This window comes from Mucilaginibacter sp., assembly GCF_036383575.1.
Lineage (GTDB): Bacteria > Bacteroidota > Bacteroidia > Sphingobacteriales > Sphingobacteriaceae > Mucilaginibacter.
Genome location: NZ_DASVOB010000470.1, coordinates 1 through 3,069, shown reverse-complemented (window position 1 = coordinate 3,069; position 3,069 = coordinate 1). Strand labels below are relative to the sequence as shown.

2 protein-coding genes are annotated in these 3,069 nt (G+C 45.7%); both read left to right on the top strand.

The window, feature by feature from the left end:
- Nucleotides 1-170: 170 nt before the first annotated feature.
- Nucleotides 171-2,555 (top strand): glycoside hydrolase family 3 C-terminal domain-containing protein, encoded by a 2,385-nt coding sequence (locus VF500_RS16990; RefSeq protein ID WP_330860824.1) that lies wholly within the window; start codon nucleotides 171-173, stop codon nucleotides 2,553-2,555.
- A gap of 65 nt (nucleotides 2,556-2,620) precedes the next feature.
- Nucleotides 2,621-3,069: hypothetical protein (locus VF500_RS16985; RefSeq protein WP_330860822.1), on the top strand; the 449-nt coding region annotated here is incomplete at its 3' end.

The following is a 3,069-nucleotide window of genomic DNA, read 5'->3' as shown; positions in this document are numbered from 1 at the left end:
ATGCAATCATCTCAACTCCTCCTTCCCATCCGTATTCTTCATCTATTCATCGATAAAACTTGCTATTGTAAAACTTAATTTTTACTATTGTGTAATAATGACACAAAGAGTATATTTTCCTTGCTGTCGTTATCGCCAATTAGCCCCTTTAACCTATTTAATTTTAAAAAATGAGAACGAGCTACAAACTACACGTTGCTTTAGCATGCGTTTTATTTGCCGGTGGCATCCACCAGGCAGTACAAGCCCAAAGCAAAAGCCCTGCACCACAATTAAGCGCAACAAACGTCAAGCAGATTGTTGCTGCCATGACACTCGAAGAAAAATCGAAGCTTGTTGTGGGGATGGGTTTTAAGATGCCGGGCGTACCGCCGCCGGTAAAGGGTAAAAAGTCCGAAGCTATTGATATAGGTGGTTTTAAATTGCCACCCTCTGATCCGGATGCTTACAATATCCCCGAAAAAGTACCTGGAGCTGCTGGTCGTACCCATGCTATTCCCCGTTTAGGTATCCCGTCTATCACGGTATCTGATGGTCCGGCAGGGTTGAGGATCGAGCCTATCCGCAATGGCGATAAATCAAAAACCTATTATGCTACGGCGTTCCCGGTTGCCACCTTGCTGGCCTCAACCTGGGATACACAGCTTGTAAATAAAGTTGTCGTTGCCTTTGGTAACGAAGTGCGTGAATACGGTGTGGATATTTTGCTCGCGCCGGGCCTCAACATTCACCGTAACCCATTGGGCGGTCGTAATTTTGAATATTATTCGGAAGATCCGTTGGTGGCAGGCAGCATGACAGCGGCCATTGTTAACGGTATCGAATCAAACGGGGTGGGCACTTCCATTAAGCATTATGCGGCCAACAACCAGGAAACCAACCGTAACTCCATCAACACTATTGTAAGCGAGCGTGCCATGCGCGAGCTGTACCTGCGCGGTTTTGAGATCGCCGTGAAAAAAGCACAGCCATGGACGGTGATGTCGTCATATAACAAATTGAACGGCACTTTTACATCCGAAAGGCGCGACCTGCTCACTACTATTCTTAAAAAAGAGTGGGGCTTTAAGGGCTTTGTCATGACCGATTGGTTTGGTGGCAAAGATGCCGTAGCGCAGATGAAAGCAGGCAATGATTTGCTGATGCCAGGTAATCCAACTCAATCTGAAGATATAGTAGCTGCCGTAAAAAGCGGTAAGCTTAGCGCCCAGCAGCTTGATGCCAATGTGGAGCGGATTCTGAATGTGATAGTTCAATCGCCTACATTTAAAAAATATAAATATTCTGATGCGCCTGATCTGGCTGGTCATGCCGTTGTGGCCCGTGAAGCTGCGGCCCAGGGTATGGTACTTCTGAAAAATGACGACCATGCACTGCCGTTTGGCGCAGGTAAAAGGATCGCTGTATTCGGTAATACTTCATATGATATTATTGCAGGCGGTACCGGCAGCGGCGATGTGAATAAAGCTTACACTATTTCACTGATGCAGGGCCTGGCTAATGCCAACTTTAAATTACAGGAAACGCTTTCCAATAATTATAAGGCCTACCTGGTTGATATGAAGGCTAAACAGCCAAAGCCTAAAAACTTTTTTGATCATCCTGCCCCAATACCCGAAATGGATGTAAACGCTATCGTAGCTGAAGAGGCCAATGGTGCCGATGAGGCGCTGATCACAATAGGCCGTAACGCAGGTGAAGGTGCCGACCGTAAGCTGGAAAGCGATTACTATTTAAACGATGCCGAAAAAGGGCTGATCAGCGGTGTTGCCAGTGCTTTTCATGCAAAAGGCAAAAAGGTAATTGTTGTGCTTAACATAGGTGGTGTGGTTGATGTTACGGCCTGGCGCGACAAAATTGACGGGATCTTATTAGCCTGGCAGCCAGGATTGGAGGCAGGTAACGCTATTGCCGATGTGCTGAGTGGTAAAGTAAACCCATCGGGTAAACTGGCAACCACTTTTCCTGCCGACTATAAAGATGTGCCATCAGCGGGTAACTTCCCTGGTACGCCCGAAGGCAAACCAACACAGGTTATTTATGAAGAAGGTATTTATGTGGGCTACCGTTATTACGATGCAGCTAAAGTTACCCCGGCTTATGAGTTTGGCTATGGCTTGTCATACACCAACTTTAAGTTCAGCGATTTGAAATTAAGCTCAAAGGTTTTCAAAAACGTGATCACCGCTACTGTGACTGTTAAGAATACCGGTGATGTTGCAGGTAAAGAAGTGGTGCAGTTGTATTTGGCGGCTCCTAAAAAAGATCTGGATAAACCCGAAGATGAACTGAAGGCTTTCGGCAAAACCAAACTGCTGGCCCCCGGTCAATCGCAAACATTAACGTTTACTATCAAAGCAGCAGATCTCGCTTCGTTTTATACCGACAGGCAGGCCTGGATAGCTGATGAAGGCAATTATAAAGTGAAAATAGGTTCATCATCGCGCAAAATTGAAGAAACAGCTTCTTTTAGCCTCGCTAAAGATATCACTGTTGAAAAAGTAAACAAGGCGCTGGTTCCCGAACAAACTATAAACGAACTAAAACTAAAGTAAAACCAACCGGCCTCTGCAATGTTTTTTGCAGGGGCTTTTTTCTTTAACCAGAATCATGAATGATCATGGCCAAACCAATTAAACTGATAACCCTGCTGGCCCTGCTGCCCGCAACTGCTGCGATAGCGCAAAACAAGTGGACAGAAAGAAAAGCAGGTGATATTGCTTTTGTTACCAATACCGGTGGGCAAAACTTAGGTTACTCCACCACATCCGGTGTAAAAATATTAACTGTTGATGGGCTTGCTTTTAAAGACCTGAACAAGAACGGCAAACTGGATAAATACGAAGACTGGCGCCTGCCGGTTGATGAACGTGCTAAAGACCTGGCCTCAAAAATGAGCGTTGAGCAAATAGCAGGTTTGATGCTTTACAGTCGCCATCAGCCTATCCCGGCGGCAGCGGGTGGTCCATTTGCGGGGACTTACAATAATAAGGTATTTGCCGAGAGCGGGGCTAAGGCTTCCGATCTTTCTGATCAGCAAAAACAATTTTTGGCTAAGGATAATGTAAG